The 18756-nt window shown below is 65.6% G+C and carries 17 protein-coding genes, 1 tRNA gene and 1 pseudogene; 14 read left to right on the plus strand and 5 right to left on the minus strand.

Annotated features, from left to right (window positions below; genetic code table 11):
* Positions 1-79: 79 nt before the first annotated feature.
* Entirely contained in the window at positions 80-316 is a 237-nt protein-coding gene (locus ACLNEE_RS07430; RefSeq protein WP_411421783.1) for a type II toxin-antitoxin system Phd/YefM family antitoxin, read from the minus strand.
* Positions 317-402: 86 nt separating this feature from the next.
* Between ACLNEE_RS07430 and ACLNEE_RS07435 the strand changes: the two genes are divergently transcribed.
* From ACLNEE_RS07435 to secA, 11 genes are all read left to right on the plus strand, one after another.
* The gene (locus tag ACLNEE_RS07435) at positions 403-711 is read left to right on the plus strand and encodes a hypothetical protein (RefSeq protein ID WP_411421782.1); all 309 of its coding nucleotides are present in this window, start codon (positions 403-405) and stop codon (positions 709-711) included.
* Positions 711-1373: a hypothetical protein gene (locus ACLNEE_RS07440; protein ID WP_411421781.1), complete on the plus strand. Its 663-nt coding sequence runs from the start codon at positions 711-713 to the stop codon at positions 1371-1373. Before ACLNEE_RS07435 ends, ACLNEE_RS07440 begins: the two co-directional genes overlap by 1 nt.
* Positions 1366-2112, plus strand: coding sequence for a glycosyltransferase (locus ACLNEE_RS07445; protein WP_411421780.1), 747 nt, complete (start codon positions 1366-1368; stop codon positions 2110-2112). Before ACLNEE_RS07440 ends, ACLNEE_RS07445 begins: the two co-directional genes overlap by 8 nt.
* 2 nt (positions 2113-2114) lie before the next feature.
* The gene (locus tag ACLNEE_RS07450; protein ID WP_411421779.1) at positions 2115-2819 is read left to right on the plus strand and encodes a class I SAM-dependent methyltransferase; all 705 of its coding nucleotides are present in this window, start codon (positions 2115-2117) and stop codon (positions 2817-2819) included.
* Positions 2820-2871: 52 nt separating this feature from the next.
* Positions 2872-3321, plus strand: a complete 450-nt coding sequence (locus tag ACLNEE_RS07455) for a glycosyltransferase family protein (RefSeq protein ID WP_411421778.1) — start codon at positions 2872-2874, stop codon at positions 3319-3321.
* A complete protein-coding gene (locus ACLNEE_RS07460; protein WP_411421777.1) occupies positions 3314-4033 on the plus strand; it encodes a glycosyltransferase family 4 protein in 720 nt (239 codons plus the stop codon). The genes ACLNEE_RS07455 and ACLNEE_RS07460 overlap by 8 nt, the downstream gene beginning before the upstream one ends.
* 124 nt (positions 4034-4157) lie before the next feature.
* On the plus strand, positions 4158-5300 hold the full coding sequence (locus tag ACLNEE_RS07465; RefSeq protein ID WP_412006948.1) for a glycosyltransferase family 4 protein: 1143 nt from the start codon (positions 4158-4160) through the stop codon (positions 5298-5300).
* Between the two features lie 9 nt (positions 5301-5309).
* The gene (locus ACLNEE_RS07470; protein ID WP_411421775.1) at positions 5310-6200 is read left to right on the plus strand and encodes an NAD-dependent epimerase/dehydratase family protein; all 891 of its coding nucleotides are present in this window, start codon (positions 5310-5312) and stop codon (positions 6198-6200) included.
* Between the two features lie 11 nt (positions 6201-6211).
* Entirely contained in the window at positions 6212-7180 is a 969-nt protein-coding gene (locus ACLNEE_RS07475) for an MraY family glycosyltransferase (RefSeq protein WP_411421774.1), read from the plus strand.
* A complete protein-coding gene (locus ACLNEE_RS07480; protein WP_411421773.1) occupies positions 7171-9075 on the plus strand; it encodes a polysaccharide biosynthesis protein in 1905 nt (634 codons plus the stop codon). The genes ACLNEE_RS07475 and ACLNEE_RS07480 overlap by 10 nt, the downstream gene beginning before the upstream one ends.
* A gap of 33 nt (positions 9076-9108) precedes the next feature.
* Positions 9109-11985 carry a preprotein translocase subunit SecA gene (gene secA / locus ACLNEE_RS07485; protein ID WP_411421772.1) on the plus strand — a complete coding sequence of 959 codons (2877 nt, stop codon included), beginning with the start codon at positions 9109-9111 and terminating at the stop codon, positions 11983-11985.
* 29 nt (positions 11986-12014) lie between these two features.
* Here the strand turns inward: secA and cysE are convergent, their stop codons facing one another.
* Positions 12015-12899 carry a serine O-acetyltransferase gene (gene cysE / locus ACLNEE_RS07490; RefSeq protein WP_412006969.1) on the minus strand — a complete coding sequence of 295 codons (885 nt, stop codon included), beginning with the start codon at positions 12897-12899 and terminating at the stop codon, positions 12015-12017.
* Between cysE and ACLNEE_RS07495 the strand changes: the two genes are divergently transcribed.
* Positions 12885-12956, plus strand: a tRNA-Gly gene (locus tag ACLNEE_RS07495). The two genes, cysE and ACLNEE_RS07495, sit on opposite strands and share 15 nt — an antisense overlap.
* Positions 12957-12989: 33 nt before the next feature.
* Here the strand turns inward: ACLNEE_RS07495 and ACLNEE_RS07500 are convergent.
* Entirely contained in the window at positions 12990-13979 is a 990-nt protein-coding gene (locus ACLNEE_RS07500) for a GntR family transcriptional regulator (protein WP_411421771.1), read from the minus strand.
* A 135-nt stretch (positions 13980-14114) separates the two neighbouring features.
* Here ACLNEE_RS07500 and ACLNEE_RS07505 point away from each other — a divergent pair, with 135 nt between their 5' ends.
* The gene (locus ACLNEE_RS07505) at positions 14115-14903 is read left to right on the plus strand and encodes a dienelactone hydrolase family protein (RefSeq protein WP_411421770.1); all 789 of its coding nucleotides are present in this window, start codon (positions 14115-14117) and stop codon (positions 14901-14903) included.
* A 134-nt stretch (positions 14904-15037) separates the two neighbouring features.
* On the opposite strand, the pseudogene infC reads toward ACLNEE_RS07505, so the two are convergent.
* A pseudogene (gene infC, locus ACLNEE_RS07510) lies at positions 15038-15580 on the minus strand (translation initiation factor IF-3); the annotation flags it as partial.
* A gap of 69 nt (positions 15581-15649) precedes the next feature.
* Complete coding sequence (gene miaA, locus ACLNEE_RS07515; RefSeq protein ID WP_411421768.1) at positions 15650-16636, minus strand: tRNA (adenosine(37)-N6)-dimethylallyltransferase MiaA; 987 nt, start codon at positions 16634-16636, stop codon at positions 15650-15652.
* 150 nt (positions 16637-16786) lie between these two features.
* On the opposite strand from miaA, the gene gyrB reads away from it, so the two are divergent.
* Positions 16787-18754, plus strand: coding sequence for a DNA topoisomerase (ATP-hydrolyzing) subunit B (gyrB, locus tag ACLNEE_RS07520; protein ID WP_411421767.1), 1968 nt, complete (start codon positions 16787-16789; stop codon positions 18752-18754).
* The last annotated feature ends 2 nt before the right edge of the window (positions 18755-18756 follow it).

Raw genomic sequence — 18756 nt, forward strand, 5'->3', positions numbered from 1 at the left:
CGGTCCCGGATGGCTGGCCGCAGCCGCGGATCACCCAGCAACCACCAGAGCATGATCTGGGTGTCGAGCAGCAGCCGCATCAGCCGCCCATCAGTTGGCTCACCTGCCGCTCCACATCCTCAGCGAAGGCCGCATCCGCCAGCTCAGCGGCGATGCCGGCCAGAGCGCCATGCCCTTCCAGGCCTGCAGCGAGGCTGCACGGCACCAACCGCACCTGTGCCTTGCCGTGGCTGGCGATGATCACCTCCTCGCCGGCCAGAGCCGCCTTCACGAGCTTCGAGAGCTGGCTTTTGGCCTCCAGCATGTTCACCTGCATGGCCGGGTGGGCATTTCCTGGCTAGCTTAGCCAGAGTTTGGGTGGCGCGCCGTTGCCGCCAGCCCGCAGCCACCTGCGCTCCGTCGATGCCGGCCACCATCTACCTGCACTGGGCCGCCACCCCCTACAGCTGGGTGCGCTCCGTCCTGTATCACACGATCATCGGCGGCGACGGCACCCTGCACCGCCTGCACGCCTACAGCATCGACCTGCCGGCCCACACCTGGCGGCGCAACGGCAATGCCGTGGCCCTCTCCTGCGCCTGCATGGGCGGCCGCCCCGATCCCTGGACCCTGCCGCCCACCGAGGTCCAGCTCGATGCGATGTGCCGAGAGGCCGCCGAGATCGCCCGCAGCTGCGGCTGGCGTGAGGCCGAATCACCATCGAGCGCGTGATGACCCACGCCGAGGCCGCCTCCAACCGCGACGGCCGCTGGTTTCACGACAACTACGGCCCCGTGCTCTGGGGCGGCACCGGCGAGCGCTGGGACTTTCTGCAACTGAGCAAGAACGGCCCGCCCGCCGGCGGTGAGGAGCTGCGGGGGCGCATCCGGCGGTTTCTGGCCAATCCCGATGCCGGGCCCGGCGCCACCACCAAGCCGGTGCCCGGCGGTTCACCCGCCCGCCTGGAGTTCCGCCGCGCCACCGCCATCAGCGCCCGCGGCCGGGAGCTGGGGGTGGACCTCGACGCCAACGGCACCTCCTGGGCCCTGGCCGCCGATCTGCTCGATCTCTACGAGATCCCCTACGCCTGGGAGGCCAGCCGCCGCCGCATCCTCATCGGCAGCCTCGATGTGGTGCCCAGCTTCTGCGAGGATCAAGTGCAGCCCACAGTGGGCTGGCCCCTGTTCGAGATGACCCTGCAGAGCGGCAATGCGCCGGTGGTGCTGCGTGGCATCCTGCGTGAAAACCGCGCCTGGTGCCGGGTGCTCGAATTCGCTGAGGAGTTCGGCATCAGCGTCACGTTCGAGCCGTTCACGCTGCTTGAGCGGCTGAGGGGGATGACAAAGGCCGACATTAACACCATGGCCAGCTCGTTTAAGCATCTCAATGAGTAGCGTATGCCTGGCTATCTGCATTGCTACCCATAATGCAGAAAAGACAATCCAAGGCTGTTTGAGGTCAATTCCATATTCCGCAAAAGATAGTGTAGTTATTCTAATTCAGGACAACCTTTCTCAGGACGAAACTCTTCCAATCGCCCAAAAGGAGTTGACAAGCTTGGGCCTCGCGCATGTAATATGCAGTGAAAGCGATGAAGGAATATATGATGCATGGAATCGCATGGCCAAGAAGGCGCATTCAGAGTGGATAACATTCATAGGTTCGGATGATAGATTTCTGCAGAAAATAGATTTAGAAGCCATCGAGAATGAGTACGGAAGCTGTAATTTTATCACTTTCCAAGGGCTCTATGGTGGAGTTAGGCCATATGGAAATAGCTTGGCGGGCTATTATAGGTCCTTGGCGGCTTATCAATCTGGATGGAAAATAATGCATCAAGGTTCATGGTACAAGACAAGTCTTCTCATTTCCAACCCGTTTAATCCTAGGTATAAGATAGCAGGAGACTTTGAGCATCTCATAAGAGTGAGGGGGATGCTTTCCTATGCTCACGTTGATACCGTGGTTCTATGGGTTGGCGGCTCTGGAGTGTCAGCCCGAAGACCATGGCTAGTGGCAGTAGAGGCGTTCAAGGCAGTTGCATCACAGAGTGTTAAGCCAAAAGTATCATCTTACTTGATTGGACTTATACTTATGTTGAAAATCATAGCGTATAGCATCTTCAAGTGGTAGGAGTGCATTCTCGCTATCTTAGTGGTGAATATCAAGCCAATAATCCTGACTGGGATAGAGACCATACGCCCTGGAAGCTGTCTTGCTTTGTCCCAATTCTCAATAGTCTTATTGGCAAGGCGGGTGTTGTCAGAGTAGTCGATATAGGATGTGGAAGTGGGCAGCTATTGGCATGCATGGCAGAGGCGTATCCATCAATAGACTTTATTGGCTACGATCCTTCTAGTGGCCTAGACGATGCTTGGCAAATTCTTCCTGGGCTGCCCAATCTGCGATTGATTAATTCAGAATTTGATATTCGTCAAAGTGCCGACCTCATTATTCTATCTGATGTCCTAGAGCATCTATGGGATCCCATTGGATTTGTTTCTCTTGTTTCTAAGAATGCTAAATATCTTGCGTGCTTAATCCCTATTGAGCACTCTGTTTCTTCATTGATCTTCCCGAAGGCGTTGCGTCAATCGTATGAGCTTGTGGGTCATATTCACTTTTTCTCCTTAGAGTCTGTCAAAATTCTATTCGACGAGGCTGGCTGCTACATCTTGTCAATTACATACACGGGCCGATCCCGCCAAGCCCCATCAAAAAATATTAGACAGCGATGCGGTTCTCTTGTTCGAAGTATAAGTCGCTACTTTATTGGCGAACACTATGCCTCCGTCCTTTTAGGTGGCGAATCCGTCCTCATTCTCTCACAATCGAATTAAAGTGCCGGGACAAGATATAGAAAGTGCTTTTGAGGATGCAGATCTTTGATATGTGGAACTGGATTTGATCGCCCAAGTAAGTATGCAAGATTCCTTTGCCGTCTACTTCGATTCTGACATTAGCGCGCTTCAGCGATATGGTGGTGGAATATCCCGATATTTCACAAATCTAACTAAAGCGTTGCTTGGGCTTGAGGTATCAGATATTACCTTTGTCTATCCGGGCCTCGAACAGTATCGCAATATCAGCGTCCCAGCATTTTTGTCCAATGCTGATGATATCTGCTTGAACGCATGTGTTGTCAAATCCTTCATGGATCCTATTCTTGCCAACGTAATTCTAAAGAAGCCTGTAGTCTACCATCCTACTTATTACCGAAATCTGGCTCTGAAATACATGAGCATGCCAGTAGTTGTTACTATTCACGATATGATCCATGAATTAATGCCGCTCATTCGATGCACAATATCAGAGTCGGATTCCCAAGTATGTGTTGCTTAAAAAGCGTGCTATCTACGCAGCAGATAAACTCATTGCAGTTTCCAGGGTCACCAAGGAAGATATCTTAATGGTTTACCCTAATATCCCGCAAGAGAAAATCTGTGTTGTCAGCCACGGATGTGATCACATGCTGCGAACTATTCCAGTTCCGCCGAAAGACAATGTATTTGTATCTGCCTGTCTTTCAAGGTCGGTTCTGATCCATGTGGGTAGCCGAAGTCATTATAAGGGATTCGATGATCTCATCAAGGCGCTTGCAATGGTCCGAGGATCTTGCAGTGATTTCCTCCTTGTTGCTGTTGGGATGCCTTGGAGCAATACGGAGCTGAATTTAATACGGGATTCCAATATCTCGGATTATGCGGTTGCGCTTCAGCTCGCAGACGCCGAGCTTGCTTGGCTATATAAAATTGCTTTGGCCACAATATGCCCTTCCAGGTACGAAGGATTTGGGTTTCCTGTCTTGGAGGCAATGCTAATGGGATGTCCAGTGGTTTGTTCTGATAACCCCGCGCATCTTGAGCTCGCCCAAGGCCAGGCCGAGGTATATAGGGCGGGAGACCCATCGGCACTAGCAGATATTCTTGTAAACCTAGTCCGCAAACCGAGTAAGCTGTTCGGCAAAGTTCCCAGAGCTCAGCGCATGGCCAGCCGTTTTACTTGGCGTGCAGCTGCGGCGAAGACTCTTGATTTGTACAAGTCCCTCGTGTGAGGTATTGAATTGAATAGGCCCAGTGTACTTCGCTAGACGTGCTTTGGAGTTTCCTGGCATCCTGTTTGTTGAGCGATATTTCTATCCTGAGGGGTGGAGTGGTGCCCAGATCCCACAGGACATCGTGGCAATGTTGCAGAAGCATTGGCAGGTGCAGGTGATCTGCAGCTCCAGGCCCTATGTGCCACCGGATTCAAATGACACGTTCAATCCTGAGTCTCTTGGGGTTCGCATCTTCTGGCTTCCTGAACCCCTGGATGCCCAAGGCCATGTGGGTGAGGCGATGGGTCAGCTGGCCTTCTCGCTGCTTGCGGCGCTGATGGCTCTGGTGCGGTTCCGGCCCCGGTTGATGGTGGTACTCACCAACCCGCCGCCCATGGTGGTGCTGATGGCTTGCGTGGCCACCATCCTGCGGGTGCCGCTGTTGATCGTGGCCATGGACCTCTATCCAGAGGTGTTGTTTTCCCGATACCCACGCCTGCGCTCCGTGCCGCTCTTCGGTGTGCTGACTGGTGTGTATGGGTGGGCTTACCGCTCCGCAGCGCGGGTGGTGTCTCTCGATTCCAGCGCGAGCGAGGTGTTGCGCGGCAAAGGTGTTCACAGCAGCCGCATCGTGCGCATCAACAACTGGGCCACGGGTGATCTGGCGATCCATCGCAGGCCAGCCAACCACTTGGCGACTCCCTGGGGGATTGGCCGTGAGCTGGTGCTGCTCTATTCGGGCAACCTGGGAGAGGCTCATGAGTGGGAAACACTCCTGGCTTCGGTTGAGCGTGTTCATCGGGACCCGTGCCGGTTCAAATGTGTGTTTGCCGCGCGTGGATCGCGCCTGGTCTCGGCTCGCTCCTTTGTGCTGGAGCGGCAGCTGGAAGGTTGTGTTGCCTTTCAGGACCTGGTGCCTGCACACCTGCTCCCGCACGCGTTCGGGCTGGCGGATCTGGGCGTCGTGACGCTCCGGGAAGGCTTCGATGGTCTGGTGGTTCCCAGCAAGCTCGCTGGTTTTCTCGCCAGGGGGATCCCAGTGCTTTACATCGGCCCCGAAACGGAGCTGAGCCGGTTGTTGGTCGCCCATGGGGCGGGCATCCGATTTGCTCCAGGAGATGTCCTTGGGGTCAGCTCCCTGCTCGAACAATTGATTGACAACCCCCATCAGCTGAGTTCCTGCCGGGAGGCGGCGCGGTTGTTGTACGCCGATCAGTTCTCATCCCAGGTCGGCCTGCAGCGCTACCTCAAGCTGGCTCAGGAGCTGATCCCAGCTCCCTCGTAGAGGGTGACGATGCGGATTGCTGTCTCCGGAGCCACCGGCTTCATCGGCACGGCCCTGGTGGGCGACCTCTCCCGCGATCACGCAGTGATGGGTTTCTCGACCCGAGCGCTTGATCCCGCCGCCCTTAAGAGCTTTGCCCCTACCCATCTTGTTCATGCTGCCGCCATCGCCCACCGCAGGCCGCCGCGCAGCGCCGCAGGCCCCCGCGAGCTGCACCAGGTGAACGTGCACCTGGCCGGCCGCACCGCCGCCCTGGCCGCCCGGCTGGGGCTGGAGCGGATGCTGTTCCTCAGCTCCATCGGCGTGCACGGCGCCGCCACAGCCCCCGGCGAGGCGATCAGCGAAGCCAGCCCCCTGCGGCCGGGTAACCCCTATGCCGCCTCCAAGCTGGAGGCCGAGCAGCTGATCCGCCGCACCCTCGCCGGCACCGCCACCCGCCTCACAATCTTGCGGCCGGCGCTTGTCTATGGCCCCGGTGCCCCCGGCAACCTGGCCCTGCTGCGACGTTGCGTGGACGCGGGGCTGCCCCTGCCCCTGGGCGCCGTGGCCAATCGGCGCAGCCTGATCGCTCTTCCCAATCTCATCGACCTGATCCACAACGCCCTGCTCCATCCCGCTGCGGCCGATCGCACCTACGTGGCGGCGGATGCCGAAACCATTGCCACCCCCGAGCTGATCCGCCTGATCGCCCGGGCGCGCCATCGCCCCTGCCGCCTGTTCCCACTGCCGACGCCGCTGCTGGCCGCCGCCGGTCGCCTCCCTGTGCTCGGGCCGAAGCTGCTGCAGCTCAGCGGCAACCTGGTGGTGGACAGCTCCCTGGTGCGGCGCGACCTTGGCTGGCAGCAGCCCGTTGACCAGCGCAGCGCCCTGGAGGCTGCCTTCTCCCCTGAGCCCAGCTGAGCCCACCGCCCATGCCCGCGCTCCTCCTGGCCACCACCCTGGCCTCCGCCCTGCTCTGCTGGGCCCTGCTCGCCCTGCTGCTGCCCCTGCTGCGCCGGGCCTTCCCCGACCACCCCAACGCCCGCAGTTCCCACCGGCGCGTCACCCCCCGCGGCGGCGGGGTGGTGTTCGCCCTGGTGGGCAGCGGCGGCGCCCTGCTGCTGGGCAGCTCTCTACCGCTACTGGCCCTGCCCCTGGCCCTGGTGGGATTCCTGGACGACCGCCACTCCATGGCGCCAGCGCTCCGCCTGGCGGCCCAGCTGGCCACGGCCCTGGCCCTGGTGGCGGTGAGTCCGTGGGCCGGCGTGGCGGCGTGGGTCGTGGTTGCCCTCGTGCTGGCGGCCACCGCCCTGATCAACCTCACCAACTTCATGGACGGCCTCGACGGCCTGGTGGCCGGCTGCCTGGCGGTGCTGCTGGCCACCGCCGCCAGCGCCCCAGCCGACGCCGCCCAGCCGGCGCTCTGGCCCCTGGTGGGGGCCCTGATCGGCTTCCTGCCCTGGAACTGGAGCCCGGCGCGCCTGTTCATGGGCGATGCCGGCAGCACCTTCCTCGGGGCCGTGTTCGCCGGCGCCCTGCTGCAGGCACCGGGTTGGCCGTCCGCGTTGGCCCTGCTGCTGGTGGCCACCCCCCTGCTGGCCGACGCCGGCCTCTGCCTGCTGCGCCGTCTGCTCGCGGGCCAGAGGGTGTGGCAGGCCCATCGGCTCCATCTCTACCAGCGTCTCCAGCAGGCCGGCTGGAGCCACGGCTGCGTGGCTGGGCTCTACATTGCTGCCACCGGCGCGCTGGCCCTGGCCTGGCTGGCGGGGGGCTGGTCCTGGCTGTTCCCCCTGGCGGCCGCCGCGCTCCTGCTCGGGCTGGTGCTGGAGCGGCGCGTGGCGGTGCCCTTTGCCGCCCCGTCTACGGTGAGCGCCCCATCGCAGCCACCAGGGTGGCGCTGAGAGTCCGCTGGCCGGTGCTCGGCCGCATCCCGCTGCTGGTTCGTCGCCTGCCCCTGCTGGCGGCGGATGTGGTGCTGCTGCCCCTGGCGGTGTGGCTCAGCTTTCTGCTGCGTCTGGCCGATCCCTGGCCCCCCGAGCTGCAGGAGTCGCTCTGGCTGCTGCCCACGGCGCTGGCGATCGGCCTGCCGCTCTATGCCCTCAGCGGTCAGTACCGCGGCCTCACCCGCTACGTGGGCAGCGCCGCCCTCTACCAGCTCGCCATCCGCAACGCCCTGCTCGTCTTGCTGGTGGCCTTCGCCGGCCTGCAGCTGCAGCAGCCTGCCCCGCCCCGCAGCAGCTGGTTGCTGCTCTGGATCCTGCTCACCGTGTTCACCGGCGGTCTGCGCTTTGCGCTGCGCGATCTGTTGCTGGGGCAGGTGCCCCGCGGCCCGCGGCCCCGCCGCCAGCGGGTGGTGATCGTGGGGGCCGGAGCCGCCGCCGCCCAACTGGCCGCGGCGCTGCGGCTCGGCCACGACACCCGCATCGCTGCCTTCCTCGACGACGACCCCGGCCTCTGGCACCGCACCCTCTACGGCGTGCCGGTGCTGCCGCCCGCCCAGCTGCCCCGGCTGCTGCGCCGCGGCCGCGTCGATCAGCTGATCCTCTCCACCCCCTCCCTCGAGGCCCGCGAGCGCCGGCGCCTGCTCGCCGACCTGCAGGGCTACGGGGTCCCGGTGCTGCAGGTGCCCTCGGTGGAGGAGATCGCCTCCGGTCGCGCCCGGATCGATACCCTGCGGCCCGTGCCGATCGAGGACCTGCTCGGTCGCGAGAGCGTGCCGCCCGACCCCGCCCTGCTCGCGGCGGCGATCAGCGGCCGCAGCGTGCTGGTGAGCGGCGCGGGCGGCTCGATCGGCTCGGAGCTGTGCCGCCAGATCCTGCGGCTGCGCCCGGCCCGGCTGGTGCTGCTCGAACGCAGCGAGCTGGCCCTCTACACGCTCGGCCAGGAGCTCGCCTCCTGGGCCGTGGACGTGCCGGTGGTGGAGGTGCTCGGCGATGTGGCCGAGCAGGCCTTCGTGGAGGGGGTGCTGCGGGCCGAGGGGGTCGAGGTGCTCTTCCATGCCGCCGCCTACAAGCACGTGCCGCTGGTGGAGGCCAACATCTGCGCCGGTCTGGCCAACAACCTCCACGGCACCCGCAGTGCCCTGGCGGCCGCCCTCGCCTGCGGCCTGGAGCGCTTCACCCTCATCTCCACCGACAAGGCCGTGCGCCCCACCAGCGCCATGGGGGCCAGCAAGCGGGTGTGCGAACTCCTGGTGCAGAACGCCGCCGCCAGCCAGAACCGCACGATCTGCGCGATGGTGCGCTTCGGCAATGTGCTCGGCTCCTCGGGGTCGGTGGTGCCTCTCTTCCGCCGCCAGATCGCCGAAGGGGGGCCCCTCACCGTCACCCACCCGGAGGTCACCCGCTTCTTCATGACCATTCCCGAGGCCGTGCAGCTGGTGCTCCAGGCCAGCGCCATGGCCATCGGCGGCGAGGTGTTCCTGCTCGACATGGGGAATCCGGTGCGGATCGCCGACCTGGCCCGCCAGATGATCCAGCTCTCCGGCGCCAGCGTGCGGGACGCTGCTCACCCCGAGGGCGACATCGCGATCCACTTCACCGGTCTGAGGCCCGGCGAGAAGTTGCATGAGGAGCTGCTGCTGGCCGGCGACAGCGACCCCACCGCCCACCCGCTCATCCGCAGGGCACGGGAGGTCTGCCTCTCACCCCGGCGCCTCGACGAGCTCCTGGCGGAGCTGGAATCGGCCCTGGGCCGCTGGGATGAGGCCCGTGCTCTCCAGGCGTTGCGGCGCCTGGTTCCGGACTACCGCCCCGCGACCCCTGCCGCCGCCGATCTGGCCGGGCAGCCTCGGTAGGCTGCCGGTACTGCCCTGGTAGCCGATCTCACCATGCTCAAGCTCCTGCTGGGTGACCCCAATGCCCGCAAGCTGAAGCGCTACCAGCCGATCGTCTCCGACGTGAACCTGCTGGAGGAGGAGATCGCCCCCCTCAGCGACGACGAGCTGCGCGGCCTCACCGGCGAGTTCCGCCAGAAGCTGGTCAGCCATCAGGAGGAGTGCCGCAGCCGCGGACTGAGCAGCGAGGCCACCCTGGAGCGCGAGCGGAAGCTGCTCGACGAGCTGCTGCCCCAGGCCTTCGCTGTGGTGCGTGAGGCCGGCAAGCGGGTGCTCGGCATGCGCCACTTCGACGTGCAGCTGATCGGCGGCATGGTGCTGCACGACGGCCAGATCGCCGAGATGAAGACCGGCGAGGGCAAGACGCTGGTGGCCACCCTGCCCAGCTACCTCAATGCCCTCACCGGCCGCGGCGTGCACGTGGTGACGGTGAACGACTACCTGGCCCGCCGCGACGCTGAGTGGATGGGCCAGATCCACCGCTTCCTCGGCCTCTCCGTCGGCCTGATCCAGCAGGACATGGCGCCACCGGATCGGCGCGACAACTACGCCTGCGACATCACCTACGCCACCAACAGCGAGCTCGGGTTCGACTACCTGCGCGACAACATGGCGACCGACATCGCCGAGGTGGTGCAGCGCGATTTCCACTACTGCGTGATCGACGAGGTCGATTCGATCCTGATCGACGAGGCCCGCACACCCCTGATCATCTCCGGCCAGGTGGAGCGGCCCCAGGAGAAGTACCAGAAGGCCGCCGAGGTGGCGGCGCGGCTTGAGCGTGCCGCTGAACTGGGCAAGGACGGCATCGACCCCGAGGGCGATTACGAGGTGGATGAGAAGCAGCGCAGCTGCACCCTCACCGACGAGGGCTTCGCCAAGGCCGAGCAGTTTCTGGGGGTGGGCGATCTGTTCGATCCGGCCGATCCCTGGGCCCACTACATCAACAATGCCCTCAAGGCCAAGGAGCTGTTCGTCAAGGACGTCAACTACATCGTGCGCGGCAGCGACGCCGTGATCGTCGATGAGTTCACCGGCCGGGTGATGCCCGGTCGCCGCTGGAGCGACGGTCAGCACCAGGCGATCGAGGCCAAGGAGAACCTGCCGATCCAGCCCGAGACCCAGACCCTCGCCTCGATCACCTACCAGAACTTCTTCCTGCTCTATCCCCGCCTGGCCGGCATGACCGGCACCGCCAAGACCGAGGAGGTGGAGTTCGAGAAGACCTACAAGCTCGAAGTCACCATCGTGCCCACCAACCGGCCCCGCTCCCGCTCCGACTGGACCGACCAGGTGTACAAGACCGAGCCCGCCAAGTGGCGCGCGGTGGCCCTGGAGACCGCCGAGGTCCACAAGAGCGCCCGGCCGGTGCTGGTGGGCACCACCAGCGTGGAGAAGTCGGAGCTGCTCTCCGCCCTGCTGGCCGAGCAGGAGATCCCCCACAACCTGCTCAATGCCAAACCCGAGAACGTGGAGCGGGAGGCCGAGATCGTCGCCCAGGCCGGCCGGGCCGGCGCTGTGACCATCGCCACCAACATGGCCGGCCGCGGCACCGACATCATCCTCGGCGGCAACAGCGATTACATGGCTCGCCTCAAGCTGCGTGAGGTGCTGCTGCCGGTGCTGGTGCGTCCCGAGGAGGGCCACCGCCCGCCCGTGCCCCTGCAGCGGGCCCCGGAGGCGGCCCCGGGGTTCGGCGCGGCATCCCGGGCACAGCAGGCCAAGGCCCCCTCCGAGGCGCGGGCCATCGGCGCGCTCTACCCCTGCGCCTTGCCCGATGAACTGGAGCATGCCCTCTCGGCCCTGGCCAAGGAGCTGGTGAAGGCCTGGGGAGACCGGAGCCTCACGGTGCTGGAGCTGGAGGACCGCATCGCCCAGGCGGCCGAGAAGGCTCCCACGGACGACGCCCACATCCAGCTGCTGCGGGAGCGCATTGCCGAGGTCAAGGCCACCTATGACGCCGTGGTGAAGGAGGAGGAAGGCAAGGTGCGGGAGGCCGGCGGCCTGCACGTGATCGGCACCGAGCGCCACGAATCCCGCCGGGTCGACAACCAGCTGCGCGGCCGTGCCGGCCGCCAGGGCGACCCCGGCTCCACCCGCTTCTTCCTCTCCCTGGAGGACAACCTGCTGCGGATCTTCGGCGGCGACCGGGTGGCCGGCCTGATGAATGCCTTCCGGGTGGAGGAGGACATGCCGATCGAGTCGGGCATGCTCACCCGCTCCCTCGAGGGAGCCCAGAAGAAGGTCGAGACCTACTACTACGACATCCGCAAGCAGGTGTTCGAGTACGACGAGGTGATGAACAACCAGCGCAAGGCGGTGTATGCCGAGCGCCGCCGCGTGCTGGAGGGCCGCGGCCTCAAGCAGCAGGTGATCGGCTACGGCGAGCGCACCATCGATGACATTGTCGAGGCCTATGTGAACCCCGACCTCCCCCCCGAGGAGTGGGACCTCACGCGCCTGGTGGAGAAGGTGAAGGAGTTCATCTACCTGCTCGAGGATCTGCAGCCCGCGCAGCTTCAGGGCCTGGCCATGGAGGAACTCAAGGCCTTCCTGCAGGAGCAGATGCGCAATGCCTACGACATCAAGGAGGGTCAGATCGAGCAGCAGCGGCCCGGGCTGATGCGCGAGGCCGAGCGCTTCTTCATCCTCCAGCAGATCGACACCCTCTGGCGGGAACACCTCCAGGCGATGGATGCCCTGCGCGAATCGGTGGGCCTGCGCGGCTACGGCCAGAAGGATCCGCTGATCGAATACAAGAACGAGGGCTACGACATGTTCCTCGAGATGATGACCCAGATGCGTCGCAACGTGATCTACTCGATGTTCATGTTCCAGCCGGCTCCTGCGCCCCAGGGCGCCGCCGTCTGAGCGGCTCGAGGCGGCTCTTTTGAGAGGCCTCAGCCGGTGGTGCCGGGGTTGTCGCCAAGGAACTCGAGGATCTCCCGGTCCTTGAGGTTCTGGGCCTCGCCGCGGCAGGGCTCCGGCAGGGGGCGTCCGGCGGCCAGTTCCCGCAGGCAGCCCTGGGCCCGCGCCAGCTCCCCCTCCAGGGCGTCGATCCGCTCCATCAGGTTGCGGATCACGTTCGCCTCGGTGTCCGGCAGGGCGGAGTGGGCCAGTGGATCGACCCGCACGCCGCTCTGGTGCACCACGCGGCCGGGGATGCCCACCACCGTGCTGTCCGGCCCCACGTCGCGCAGCACCACCGAGCCGGCGCCGATCCGCGTGTTGGCCCCCACGCTGATCGCGCCCAGCACCTTGGCCCCCGCTCCCACCACCACGTTCTCGGCCAGGGTCGGGTGCCGCTTGCCATGGGTCTTGCCGGTGCCCCCCAGGGTCACCCCCTGGTAGAGCAGGCACTTGTCCCCCACCACCGTGGTCTCGCCGATCACCACCCCCATGCCGTGGTCGATGAACACCCCATGGCCGATCCGGGCGCCCGGGTGGATCTCGATGCCGGTGAGCAGGCGGCCCAGCTGGCTCAGCAGCCGCGGCAGCACCGGCAGCCCGGCCCGCCACAGGCCATGGCTGATCCGGTGGAGCACCAGGGCATGCAGCCCCGGATAGCAGAGCAGGATCTCGAGCGTGCCCCGCGCCGCGGGATCACGCTCCTTGATGATCGCCAGGTCGGCCCGGATGGACTTGAGCATCAGGGCATCCTGCCGGAGCCCGGCATGGTTTGACCGAGGGGCCCCCGCTCGTGCATGATCACTTCGCCGGTGATGCCGGCCAGCCCCAGCCAGCGGTTTCCACCGACGGCTCTGCGGTCTGCGGATGTAGCTCAGTGGTAGAGCATCTCCTTGCCAAGGAGAGGGTCGAGAGTTCGAATCTCTTCATCCGCTTGTCAGATCAAGCCACGCAGATCAAGGCACCGCTCAGGCGGCCAGCACCCCGATCTCCTTGCGCAGCTGGTCGATCGTGGCTCCTCCCAGGTAGCTCTGGGCGCAGTGCACCACGGGCATCCGCATCAGCTGGGCGCGGTTCTGCCGCAGGCTCTGCTCCACCAGCTGCAGGCTTGGCCGGTCGCAGAGCACGTGGCTGGCAGCCCGCAGCAGGGCCAGCAGGCGGCTGCCGGTGTCCGGGTTGGCGGTCATCACCAGCAGATCATTGCCCCGCAGGCTGTGCAGGATCACCTCCGCCGCCCGCAGGATCCCCGGGCTGATGCTCACCAGGCCGACGCAGCTGCCGGCCCGCAGCTCCTTGAGCAGATCCAGCTCGTGGCGGAAGTCGTTGAGGTCCACCGGCACCGCCCGCACGCCGTGGCGCTTGGCGATCTCCTCCACGGGCTGAAGGAAATAGCGGCTGGTGACCACGGTGCCGTTGTTGGAGCTCTCCAGCACCCCCTCCAGCTCCTCCATCGGCACCACCTCCACCGGCACCTCCAGGTTGGGGGCGAGCTCCTCGGCGATGAGCATCGAGGCGCCGATGTCCTCCCGCGGCGTGCTCACCAGCACCCGGGCGCCGCAGCGCAGCCGCCAGTCGATCTCCCGGGTGAGCATGTCGCGGGCCTGCTGCAGGGTGCAGCCGCCGTTGAGCAGCCCGTCGATGCTCTGGCGCACCTGGCGGTCGATATCGGGCAGGACGCGGCTGCGGGGCCCCGGCGGCAGCTTGATGTCGCGGGGCTTCTGCTGGTCGCGCACGTAGATGCCGGAGCCGGCCATGGCCTCCACCACCCCGTCGCTCTCCAGCTGGCGGTACACCTTGCTGATCGTGTTGCGGTGCAGACCGGTCTGCATGGCCAGCTGCCGCGTACTCGGCAGGCGGTGGCCCGGGGGGTAGTGCCGGGCCGCGATCGCGAAGCAGATCTGGTTGTAGAGCTGGGTCGACGCCGGGATGTCGCTTTCCTGCTGGATATGGAATCGCACGCCGGGGTGGGCCAGATGGGCTGGTGGTCACCATACGGAGCAACGGCCTGAGGGACAATCCCCCCGTTGGCATACGGGAGTGTGCCGGTTGTCCCCGCCGCCCCCGCCAGAATCGCCCCAGCTGCCGGCGGCGCGATGTCCAACCCAGGCCCCCACGCCGTCTGCTCCGGCTGGCAGCTGCTGAGCGCCGACGGCGCCTCGCCGCCGCTGCGCTGCTGGTGGGCGCGGCCCGCCGGCGATCCGCCCCGGGCCGCCGTGCTGGTGTTGCCCGAGGTCTTCGGCCTCAACGGCTGGGTGCGGGACGTGGCGGACCGTCTGGCCGCGGCGGGCTATGGCGCCCTGGCGCTGCCGATCTTCGCGCGCACGGCTCCGGAGCTCGATGCGGCCTACGACGCCGCGGGCCTGGCGCTTGGCCGCCAGCACCGCGACCAGGTGACGGCCGATCAGTTTCTGGACGATGCCCGGCGCGCCGTGGCCTGGCTGCAGAGCCGCCCCGGTCTGGAGCAGCGCCCGATCGGCTGCGTCGGCTTCTGCTTCGGCGGCCACCTCGCCCTGCTGGCCTCCACCCTGCCGCAGGTGGCGGCCACCTGTGATTTCTACGGGGCGCGGGTGTCCACGGACCGCCCCGGCGGCGGCCCCCCCACCCTGGCCGTGCTGCCGGAGGTGCCGGGGAATCTGATCTGCTTCTGCGGCGCGGAGGATCCGCTGATGCCACCGGCCGAGCAGGAGGCCATCGCCGCAGCGCTCGCTGCCGAGGCCGAGCGCCGCCCGGAGCGCACCCGGCGGCTGGTGGTCGCGCCCCGGGCCGGGCATGGCTACATGTGCGAGGCCCGCGCCGACTTCCGGCCCCAGGCCGCAGCCGAAGGCTGGACGGCGATGCTGGAGATCTTCGCGGCCAGCTTGAAGCCGCCGGCCCCGACCTGAGGCAAGCCCACGGAGGGAAGTCCCCTGAGGGAAGCCCCAGGCCCTCAGCCGGGGCTCTTGCTGGCTGCAGCGGCGGGGGCTTCGCCGGCCTTGGCCTTGGGGGCGGGCTTGGCGGCCGTCTTGACGGCTGTGGTCTTGCGGGGACTCAGGAACATGATCATGTTGCGGCCTTCCCGTTTCGGGGGCTGCTGGATCTCGGCGGCGGCCTCGAGGTCTTTCGCCATCCGCATGAGCAGCACCTCGGCGAGGGCCGTGTGCTGGATCTCCCGGCCCCGGAAGATCACCGTGCACTTGACCTTGTCGCCGGCCTTGAGGAATCGAGAGGCTTGACCGATGCGCACGTCATAGTCGTGCTGGTCGATCTTGTAGCGCATCTTGACTTCCTTGACTTCCGTCTGATGCGACTTCTTCTTCGCTTCCTTGGCCTTTTTTTCCTGCTCGAACTTGTACTTGCCGTAGTCCATGATCCGGCAGACCGGTGGATCGGCCTTCTCGCTCACGAGCACCAGATCGAGCTCCCGATCCCTCGCGACCTCCAGGGCCGCTTCCCGTGTGATCACTCCGAGTTGACTGCCGTCGGCGTCGACCACCCGCAACTGGGGGTAGTTGATCCGGTCATTGATGTTGGGCAGCTCCCGAACGGGGGCTCGGCGGTCAAAACGGGGACGGGGAGGCATTCAGTGGGGTGAGGGTCTGCGGGATGCAGGGGGGACAGGCCGCCGCGCCTGGCGCGGGCAACACACCCTTCACCCTAGAACGCGCTCGATCTCCTGCAACGCCTGTTGCAACCGCGTCTCCGGCCGGCCCGCCTCCAGCCAGATCGGCCGGTGCTGGCGGCGGAACCAGGTGCGCTGGCGCTTGGCGAACTGCCGGGTGCGCTGGCCGGTGATCCGGATCGCCTCGGCCTCGTCGAGCTCGCCCGCCAGCAGCTGCCTGGCCTCCCGGTAACCGATGGTGTCGAGCAGGGGAAGGGCCGCGCCGTAGCGGCCGATCAGCTGCTCGGTCTCGGCCACCAGGCCGGCGGCGAAGAGCCCGCGGGTGCGGGTCTGGATGCGGGCCTGCAGATCGGGCGGATCGAGCCCCAGCTCCACCACCCGCCAGGCGGGGGGCGTGGCGCCCTGCTGGGCGGACAGCGGCCGCCCCGTGGCGTAGAGCACCTCCAGGGCCCGCTGCGTGCGCACGGCGTCGGCGGCGGCGATCCGGGCGGCGGCGATCGGATCGGCCTGCTGCAGCAGTTGGTGGCACACGGGCTGGCCGAGGGCGACCAGCTGGGCCCGTAACTCCGGCTGCGGCGGGACTGCCGGCGGCTGCAGGCCCTGGGTGAGCGCCTTGAGGTACAGGCCGCTGCCGCCCGCCAGCAGCGCCATCGGGCCTCCCGCGGCGGCCTGGGTGCGCCGGTGTTCCGCTGCGATCAGAGGGGCCGCCAGGGCCCGGAATTCCTGCAGATTGATCGGCTGATCCGGATCCCGCAGGTCGAGCAGCTCGTGGCGGGCCTGGGCCTGCTGGGCGGCTGTGGGCTTGGCGGTGCCCACGTCCATGCCGCGGTAGAGCTGGCGCGAGTCCACGTTCAGCACCGCCAGGTCGAGGCTCCGGGCCAGGCCGATCGCCAGCTCCGTCTTGCCGCTGGCGGTGGGTCCCAGCAGCACCAGCACCAGCGGCCGATCCCCGCCGAGATCCCCTGGGGGATCCCCAGCCGGTTCGGGGTGGTGATCGGCGGGCGGATCGCTGGCCATTCCCCCACCCTGCCAGCTGGCCGACAGCCCCCTGGGCCGGCGGGAGAACGATGGTAGATTCCCTCCTGTAGAAGGGTTTTCACCACTTCTCGCCCCTCTTGTCCAGGGCCAGTCGCCGCCTCTGCCCGACCCCTGGGAAGCCCCTCCCGCATGAGCGAAGCCACCAAAGTTCAGGCCGCCTACGGTGCCGAGCAGATCCAGGTGCTCGAAGGCCTGGAGCCGGTCCGGAAGCGCCCCGGGATGTACATCGGCTCGACCGGGCCGCGCGGGCTTCACCACCTCGTCTACGAGGTGGTGGACAACTCGGTGGATGAGGCTCTGGCGGGCCATTGCGACCAGATCCTCGTTGTGCTCAACGACGACGGTTCCTGCGCGGTCACCGACAACGGCCGCGGCATCCCCACCGACATCCACCCCCGTACCGGCAGGAGCGCCCTCGAGACGGTGCTCACCGTGCTGCATGCCGGCGGCAAGTTCGGGGCCGGTGGCTACAAGGTCTCCGGCGGTCTGCATGGCGTCGGCGTGTCCGTGGTCAACGCCCTCTCCGAGTGGGTCGAGGTCACCGTCCACCGCCACGACCAGGTGCACACCCAGCGCTTCGAGCGCGGTGCGCCGATCGGCACGCTCCGCTCCACCCCCGGTGACCCTGCCGAGCCGGGCCGGACCGGAACATCCGTGTGTTTCAAGCCCGACCAGGAGATCTTCACCGTCGGCATCGAGTTCGACTACCAGACCCTCTCCTCGCGGCTGCGTGAGCTCGCCTACCTCAACGGCGGGGTACGGATCGTCTTCCGCGACGAGCGCGCCAGCGCCCGCAACGCCGCCGGTGAGCCCCACGAGGAGATCTACTTCTACGAGGGCGGCATCCGCGAATACGTCGCTTACATGAACGCGGAGAAGGATCCGCTCCATCCCGACATCATCTATGTGAACGCCGAGAAGGAAGGCGTTCAGGTGGAGGCGGCCCTGCAGTGGTGCGTGGATGCCTACTCCGACAGCATCCTCGGCTTTGCCAACAACATCCGAACGGTGGATGGGGGCACCCACATCGAGGGGCTCAAGACCGTGCTCACCCGCACCCTCAATGCCTTCGCCAAGAAACGGGGCAAGCGCAAGGACGCCGATGCCAACCTTGCCGGCGAGAACATTCGCGAGGGCCTCACGGCCGTGCTCTCGGTGAAGGTGCCCGAGCCCGAGTTCGAGGGCCAGACGAAGACCAAGCTCGGCAACACCGAGGTGCGGGGCATCGTCGACACCCTGGTGGGTGAGGCCCTCGGTGAATTTCTCGAGTTCAATCCATCCGTTATCGACCTGATCCTCGAAAAGGCGATCCAGGCGTTCAATGCCGCCGAGGCCGCCCGCCGGGCCCGCGAGCTGGTGCGGCGCAAGAGCGTGCTCGAGAGTTCAACCCTGCCCGGCAAGCTGGCCGACTGCTCTTCCCGGGACCCCTCCGAATCCGAGATCTACATCGTTGAGGGCGACTCCGCTGGCGGCTCCGCCAAGCAGGGTCGGGACAGGCGCTTCCAGGCGATCCTCCCCCTGCGGGGCAAGATTCTCAACATCGAGAAGACCGACGACGCCAAGATCTACAAGAACACGGAAATTCAGGCCCTGATCACGGCCCTGGGTCTCGGCATCAAGGGTGAGGAGTTCGACGAGAAGAATCTCCGTTACCACCGGATCGTGATCATGACCGACGCTGACGTCGACGGCGCTCACATCCGCACCCTGATTCTGACGTTCTTCTTCCGTTACCAGAAGGCTCTGGTGGAAGGCGGATACATCTACATCGCCTGCCCGCCGCTCTACAAGGTTGAGCGCGGCAAGAATCACACTTACTGCTACAACGAAAACGACCTCAAGAAGACCATCCAGGGTTTTGGGGAAAAGGCCAACTACACGATCCAGCGGTTCAAGGGCTTGGGTGAAATGATGCCCAAGCAGTTATGGGAAACCACCATGGATCCTGCCACCCGCATGATGAAGCGGGTGGAGATCGAGGATGCGCTCGAGGCCGACCGTATCTTCACGATCCTGATGGGAGACAAGGTGGCTCCGCGCCGTGAGTTCATCGAGACCCACAGCGCTGAACTGGATCTGGCCCAGCTCGACATCTGAGG

This window comes from Aphanothece stagnina RSMan2012 (assembly GCF_046764815.1).
In the GTDB taxonomy this organism is placed as follows: domain Bacteria; phylum Cyanobacteriota; class Cyanobacteriia; order PCC-6307; family Cyanobiaceae; genus NIES-981.